Source organism: Streptococcus acidominimus (assembly GCF_001921825.1).
GTDB lineage: Bacteria > Bacillota > Bacilli > Lactobacillales > Streptococcaceae > Streptococcus > Streptococcus acidominimus.
The window spans coordinates 1-7,917 of record NZ_MSJL01000065.1 but is presented as its reverse complement, the minus strand read 5'-3'; the positions used below and the strand labels follow the sequence as shown (position 1 = coordinate 7,917).

Genomic DNA, 7,917 nt, shown 5'->3' with positions numbered 1-7,917 from the left:
ATTGATGCAGCAACCACTAACGAAGCAGTAGAAACAGCTAAGACAGCAGGCACAGAATCAATTTCTTCAGTTAATCCACCAGCAACTGCTAAGGATACCGCTAAGACAGCGATTGATACCGCTGCCGAAGCTAAGAAGCAAGCAATTGATAATCGCCAAGACTTGACGGACGAGGAAAAGGCAGCTGCTAAGTCAGATGTAGATACCAAGGCAAGTGAAGCTAAATCAGCTATCGACAGCGCTACAACAGATGCTGGCGTAGAAACAGCTAAGACAGCAGGAGTAGATAGTATCAGTGCTATCAACCCACCAGCAACTGCTAAGGACACAGCCAAATCAGCGATTGATACCGCTGCCGCAGCCAAGAAGCAAGAAATTGACAACCGCCAAGACTTGACGGACGAGGAGAAAGCAGCCGCTAAGGCAGATGTAGATACCAAGGCAAGTGAAGCTAAATCAGCTATTGATGCAGCAACCACTAACGAAGCAGTAGAAACAGCTAAGACAGCAGGAGTAGATAGTATCAGTGCTATCAACCCACCAGCAACTGCTAAGGACACAGCCAAATCAGCGATTGATACCGCTGCCGCAGCCAAGAAGCAGGAGATTGACAACCGTCAAGACTTGACGGACGAGGAGAAAGCAGCCGCTAAGTCAGATGTAGATACCAAGGCAAATGATGCTAAGGCATCTATCGACAGCGCCACAACAGATGCTGGCGTAGAAACAGCTAAGACAGCAGGAGTAGATAGTATCAGTGCTATTAACCCACCAGCAACTGCTAAGGACACAGCTAAGTCAGCGATTGATACCGCTGCCGCAGCTAAGAAGCAGGAGATTGACAACCGCCAAGACTTGACGGACGAGGAGAAAGCAGCTGCTAAGGCAGATGTAGATACCAAGGCAAATGATGCTAAGGCAGCTATTGATGCAGCAACCACTAACGAAGCAGTAGAAACAGCTAAGACAGCAGGAGTAGATAGTATTACTGCCATCAATCCTCCGGCGACCGCTAAGGACACAGCCAAAGCTGCGATTGACCGTGCTGCGGAAGCTAAGAAGCGAGAAATTGATGCCCGAAGCGATCTCACAGCAGAGGAGAAAGCAGCTGCTAAGGCAGAGGTGGATGCTCTAGCCATTGTTGCCAAAGCTGCAATTGACGAAGCAGGAGATAATGCTGGAGTCGCTTTGGCTCTTGAAAAAGGGCTAGTAGCGATTGCCGCAGTTAATCCGGTAGCAGCAAGTACAACCAAGTCATTACCGAAGACAGGAGAGAAAATTTCAGCTTCAACAACTCTTCTAGGTGAACTCCTATTGCTACTTGCTCTCTTATCATTAGCGCGTAAGAAGCAGGAGGAAGAATAGTTCATGACTAGCCTTTAAGCTATGGCACAAAAAAAGGATACCAAAACGATTGAATTTGGTATCCTTTTACTTTTATACTCGTCAAAAATTAAAATCTGACGTCGTTAACTCGCCTTGCTGAACTTCAGTTCTACCTGCGGTTTCGTTGCCTAGTCAGATTTTGATTTTTATAGAGCCCAAAAACAGAAAGCTCCCCTAGGAAATTCATATCTGTCACCAGTTGAAACTGGAACAGATACGTCCTCTAAAGGGAGCTTTCTTTTATTAGCTAGAACATCTGCGTTTTTTACCCAACTCCTAGTTCATAGTCAGTTGCCTTTTGATTTTATGACGCTTCATTCTGCTTTTTTCTTCGGAGCTACTATGCTAAAGGTGGCGAGGAGAGTAGCCAATCCGAAAGTAGTAGTTGCGGTTTCAGCAGTAGAATTGGTAGCTGGTAATGCCTTGTGGTTGCTTTCCTGCTTGTCCTTATCATTACTTATAAGGAGTGGAGAAGTTGTCAGATTATCTATTTTAGGCTCTTTATCGTCCTTATACCCGAGCTTATCCTTATCCTTATCCTTATCCTTATCCTTATCCGCTTCCTCTACCTTGCTACCTAGCTCAATAATTTGAATGTGTGCCTCTTTGATAATCGTATCAGAGAGGATCTTTTCAAGGGTATGTTCACCGACAGTAATCAGCTGCTTAGTGATGATACGACTTCCCTCTTCGCCTTTTTGAATGATCCTTTTCACGCCTATTGGCAGGTTTGGATTGTTGCGATAGACGGTTTCAAAAGCGATAGGCAGTAGTTCCTTCACTTCATGTGTTTTTATTGGAACTATTGGTAATTCTGGTTGCTTTGTTCCCTCACCTAGAACTTGTCCGATACGCTTGCTTCCAATTTCAATAATATGGTTTACTGCCTCCTTAGTGACACTGTCTGAAATCACTGTTTCAAACTCTTGATCCTCAAAGCGGACAATCTGTTTGACGATTGTTCTCTCACCAGCTTGACCAGCTTGAATCAGCTTTTCTGTTCCAATAGCCAAGCTAGGGTTGTCTCGGCGGATCGTTTCAAAGGCAATAGGCACTACTTGTCGTTCCTCACGTTGATCAAAGGTGTTGAGATAATCTGCCAGTGATTGGAGTAGATTCTGGGTCAGAAGATGGTTGTCATCTAAGGCTTTTACCTGCTCCTTGATGTTACTTAGAGCAGTAGTTAGAGTTGGAGAAGTGAAAGCCTCAATTCTGCTTACAGCTTGAGTATAGGCAGTCCAATCCAATGCTTTTTCTTCGATTTCTGGAGTGGTAAAGATGAGTTCAGCAGCAGATTGATACTTATCACCTCCCTCACCGTAGGAGCTGGTACCTGTTAGGGTAATTCGCTTCGCTCGGATGGTCTTGCCGAAAGAGATGCTCTTTTCAGCAGAGTTTTCTGGCCAATTATTGGCTGAGAAGTGGTGCTCTACACCAGCCTCATCCAGAATAGTGAGAGTGATATTTTTTAGGATACCATTGCTTCCAGATGTACGTGGCTGATACTTGAATCCAGTAATATCTTGAGCTTCCCTTAGGACGATAATCGCAGGTTCTCCAATGTGACTTTCTCCCCAAGGAGTATGCCAAAGACTGCTTGGATCGTTGTCGAAGGCATAGCGAAGTTCTTCACCTGGTTGGGCAGGAGCAGTAAGAGATTCAAAATCGTCGGCAGTCAGTTTTTGCCGTTTTTCAACAAGTTCGTTTCTCAATTGCTGTGCTACTTGAATAAGGGCTTGGGCATCTTCGATACTGATGTCATCCGGAGCAACAAAGAGGTGATAAACAGCTTCTTTCAAAGGTGTCAAGGAGTCTTGGGTATACTGTGGCATTGCTAGAATTGGCAGATAGGTGTTGAGTGCCTGTTCAACAAAGAGCTTACCAGTCATTTCGATTTCTTCAATTTGGAGGCGATCGAGGATAAAGTCATTGTAACCGCGGAAGTTAGCCACATTACCTGTATCCCCCTTGGTGTCGCCTGATTGGGAGGTGGAGTAAATGCCAATCCAGGACTGACCAGACTCTGACCCAGTTAGGATAAAGGAAACCGTCTTGGCACGATCGGAATTTTCCCATGAATTTTCCAGACCGTGGAGCTGTACCTTACTCATATCTTTATAGTACTGCCCTTGCTCATTTCTTTTGGTAGTGATTTCACCATCACCAATCGCAAAGGCATAGGTACCGTTTGATCCCGCTTCATAGTCGAAAGTGACCCGATAGGTTTTGCCTGATTCAAATTTAAAGTTTTGTGGAATGGTTTGGTAAATTAGGGCCTGTCTACCGACTAAGCCGTTGGTTTTCAGTGACCAATCACCTTCGATAACGTCTGAAATCTTCTTATCGTTCCAGCCTCTTTGAGTATATGGTTCATGTTTTTCGGACAGGTGAGTTCGGTTGTCCTCAACATACTCTACATCACCGATAACAAATGGGAAGATACCTTGACCGACATTTTCAAAGTCCTGTCTGAAGATACCCGTTGCTGTATCATGCTGGTCGCCGTACATCTGGGAACTATTTTCAAATATCCGGATTTCATCAAAATAGGTTGCCCCACTGCCTTTTTCACGTGAGAGAGTGAGACGGACATTGGAGACATCATCACCAGTGGTGAAGAACACATACATATTTTGGAAGTAACTGCTATTATTGACGGTCGCATTCTTTTCAAGTGTATTATGGGCGTAAGCCTTGACATAGTTTTTAGCAATGGATTGACCGGTCTGATTGGTGATCTCCTTGCTTCCTGTGTGAACAGTGATACCAGCCAGCGCTTGGCTGCGGTTATCAACACCGACATAGGCAGCGTAGCGGGTATTTGGCTTCAAATCAGTCAAGACCTGACTGAGGGTGACGCGTTCACTATTATCCGTTATGCGGAGCATATCGTTGGCTCCTTGTGACTTGACGATACTGGTGCTGTTAGCTGTATCACCTGTCTTTTGCCAATGGTCAAGGCTACCGCTGTTAAAGCCTTGGTCATAGATATGCATGCCGTCGCTCCAAGACATTTCTGGATTGGTTTGGGGACTGCGATAGAGGACATAGGGTTGGTTGGCATCAAGGTTAAGGGTAATGCTACCGTTTTGAATTGGAATCAAGGTTTCTTCCACCTTACCGAGGTCAGTGAGCTTATAGAGATAAACGTGCTCTCCCTGCCAGTCATCTGGTAAGGCCCAAGTCGTTGCCCCTGTCTGAGTATTGAAGTAATACATTTTTTGCTTGGCGTTTTCAAGAGACTGACCATTAGCATCCCAGTTCCAAGGGAGGAGGTAGGCAGAGCCGTCTTGGATCAGACGACCGTTCAAGTGTGCAGTCCGCTGGCGATAGAGAGGGCTGGTAATATCATTCGATTTACGGGTTAAGAGAAGGCTATTATTATCCTTATCCACTAAGCCGATTTCCATTTCTGGAGTCCAACGGTAGCTACCACCATTGTCGTTCATGCTGACAGGAGTACCATTCTTCCAGCTCATCACATTAAAGTGTTGGATATACTTGGTCATGACATCATGGGCGAAGAGATTGGTCACATAACCATTGTAGTCACTGCGACCTTGCCAACCCTCAAAGTCTTTCATGCTATAACCACCTAGGAGTGGGTAGTTAGCGGCTCCTCCGTAAGAAGGATAGTCTCCAATCCAGGCATCTTTCTGATGATTGCGGATGAAGCGAGTGATACTGCTGTTGATTCCCTTATTGGCATAGCCACCGTAAGTAAGGTCAGCTGCCCAGTGTTGGAAAGTGGAGTCGTATTCACCTCCGTGTCCCCACTCAATGGCGAATCGCCAGCCTTGATCCATGATCTCCTTAGCGAGAACGTGGGTTGCCCAGGCGCCATTATCACCGGACTGACCGTTGCCCCAGACATCAACATAGATAAAGTCTAGACCTTCACCGAGGACTTCCTTGAGATCCTCCCAACGTTTTCTACGACCGTGAGCCAAGTCATAAGCTGCATCGATATTGATTCCTTGGTCGATCCAGTTCCAGCCATAGTTATAGCTACCATCTGCATTCTTTCGAAGAATTTCTTCATTAAAGTACTTCGATTCAGGATAGGTTTCTGAAGCATTGACGTGGATTCCCAGTTTTGCTCCATAAGCCTTGGACTTTTCAATCAGGGTCTTGAAGTCCTCGGCGCCTCCAATTCTCTTTCCAATATCTGCATAATTGAGGTGACCAGAGTCGTGCCCCTCGCTACCGTATCCTTTTAGTAGAATACCTTGTCCGAGACCGTCGGTGTGGAGGGCGATCTTTTTAATACCGTCAAGCGTCATTAAAAATGGGTTTTGAGCTTGGGAACCGAAGTTCATAGCAATCCGATAGGCAACAATATCTTTGACCCCTTCCCAACCTTTGGGATTGTTCATAATTTGGCGGTAGGCGATTGCCCCGTCCTGCCAATCGACGACATTATCCTTGTTAGCATCTTCTGTGATGATGACCTTAGCACTTGGCAATTCCAAGGTGTAGGCAGGGTAGACAATGTTTCTGTGAGCTCCCTGCCATTGCCAAGGGGAACTTTGGATACCGACATAATTGACATCACCGACTGTTTGCTTGAAAGCGGTCAAGCGGGTAAAGTCTCTTGATCCTCCTCCGTAGCTATATTGGGAGTTGCTCCAAACCCCAGCAGCTAGCTTGTCAGAGGAAACAAAGCCATACATGTAACCGTTAGAGAAATCTGGCATTGGATTCGTAACGTCGATATGGTGGTCACCAGAAACATGGGTATTATTAGACATGGTTGCTCCATCAAATTTAGCTTGATTTTGCTTACTAGATACGGAGACCAGTGTATTGCCAATAAAGTCGATAGAGGAGAGGAGTTTACGGGTGTCGTCAATGGCTTCTCCCGGTGTTACTTCGTAGTGGTTGGTGACCTTGGTGACATCAAAGTGCAGCTGGTTGTCAACGACCTTGAGCTGAACTGTTAAGTCTGCATTGATAAAGTTAGCTTCGTCACGGACTTGGAGTAGGTACTCCGCTGTTGTTGCATCAATCTTGTTATAGGTAACTGTCGGAGTGACGATATGGGAATTGATCCGAAGCTGATTGATAGCCTTGACCTGTCCTGTAAGGGTATTGCCGTTTAGATGATACTCTTTAATCCGTGGAAAAGAGGTGTCAATAATGGCGCGCAGAATACTTGATTCAATTTGATCGTAGACGATAGTACTATCATTAGCAGCAGGTCCCGTCTCCTTATCTGTTTCTTCTGGTGGTCGTACTCCCTCTTGATCATCTGCTAAAACGAGTATCCTCGTTTTCTCATTACCATAAGAACCTGCTTTCAATAGGATATTTTTGTATTCGGTGAGCTGTTGCATCACAGCAGCAGGGAGGACAATAGTATCAAAGAGTTTATCGCCATTGTTGGTCGCATTTAGCTGACCGTCAGCCTTGAGGGTGATTTGCAATTCATTCTTGCTACCTTTTTGAGGTGCAGCAACACGAGATCCAGAGTACCAAAGACTATTCCCCTCTCCAGAAGCCTTATGCTCCCAGAACCAGCCGATACTATCGTAGCCGACAAAAATATTGCTTTGAGGATCTTTAAATTTGAGGAAGACCCCGAAGCGCCCTTGATTATTTTCTGAACCTTCAACAAAGTTGATATTGACAGAAGCGTTCCCGTTTTCATCAAAGGTCAAGCCTTCTTTTTCAAAAAGAGCCACTCGATTGCCATTATCATTATCAGCAGTTGAAGAGAGGGCATAGTAGCGTTTGCCTTCTTGCTCGACAACTTCTACTCGGCCTTGATGATTGGTATTTTCAAGCGTTCGCCACTCTGGTTTACTGGACGCTACCGGCTGTTCACCGGTACTTGCCCCATTTTCTGGAGTGGTAGGTTGCTCACCAGCACTTGCTCTATCTTCTGGATTAGTGGGTTGTTCATCACTGCTAGCTCTATTCTCGGTATTCGTAGGCTGTTCGTCATTAGTAGAGCTAGTAGATCCTTCTTCAGGGGTGTTTTCAGGAGCAGCAGGTAGGTCAGTTGCAGGTTGTCCTGCTTCTTCTGGTTGACTAGGGGGTGTTGCTCCCTCTGATCTTGTAGACTCTTCTTCGATAGGAGGTGGAGTACTCTCGCTTTCGCCTCCACCGTCTGGGAAATTATGACTCGCAGTTGTTTCAGCACTGGCGGTAATTTCTTCTGCAGCAACGGAATGTCCAAGGAAAGAGAATCCAATTAGGACAGAGCAGATGCCGAGTGAGAACTTACGGATGCTGTACCGTGTCTGCCGATCAAAAAAATTGCTTTTCATTCTAAACTCCTTTATATAATAGACTTGTTCGGTAACTACTTGGTTTCAAAATTAATAATCCCACAAATTAACTCAGCACGTATTTCAAAACGTTTTCTCCGACCACGATAGTCTTGTTTCATGATTTGAAACGTCTTAAACTTCGCATTGAAATGCTCAATTTGGATACGAATCGCTGCCATCTCACGATTTAGTTGCTTTTCCTCTTCCGTCAATCTGTGATGTTTTGAGTTCTTAGCTGGAATAAAGCTATTTTCAT

The 7,917-nt window shown here is 45.3% G+C and carries 3 protein-coding genes; 1 reads left to right on the top strand and 2 read right to left on the bottom strand.

Going from position 1 to position 7,917, the window contains the following annotated elements; all coding sequences use genetic code 11:
* On the top strand, window positions 1-1,365 hold a 1,365-nt coding region (locus BU200_RS09650), incomplete at its 5' end, for a DUF1542 domain-containing protein (RefSeq protein ID WP_142237045.1).
* A gap of 335 nt (window positions 1,366-1,700) precedes the next feature.
* Here BU200_RS09650 and BU200_RS09645 read toward each other — a convergent pair.
* A complete protein-coding gene (locus BU200_RS09645) occupies window positions 1,701-7,658 on the bottom strand; it encodes an endo-alpha-N-acetylgalactosaminidase family protein (RefSeq protein ID WP_075099940.1) in 5,958 nt (1,985 codons plus the stop codon).
* A 35-nt stretch (window positions 7,659-7,693) separates the two neighbouring features.
* A partial coding sequence (locus BU200_RS09640; protein ID WP_142237021.1) for a transposase family protein occupies window positions 7,694-7,917 on the bottom strand: 224 nt, incomplete at its 5' end.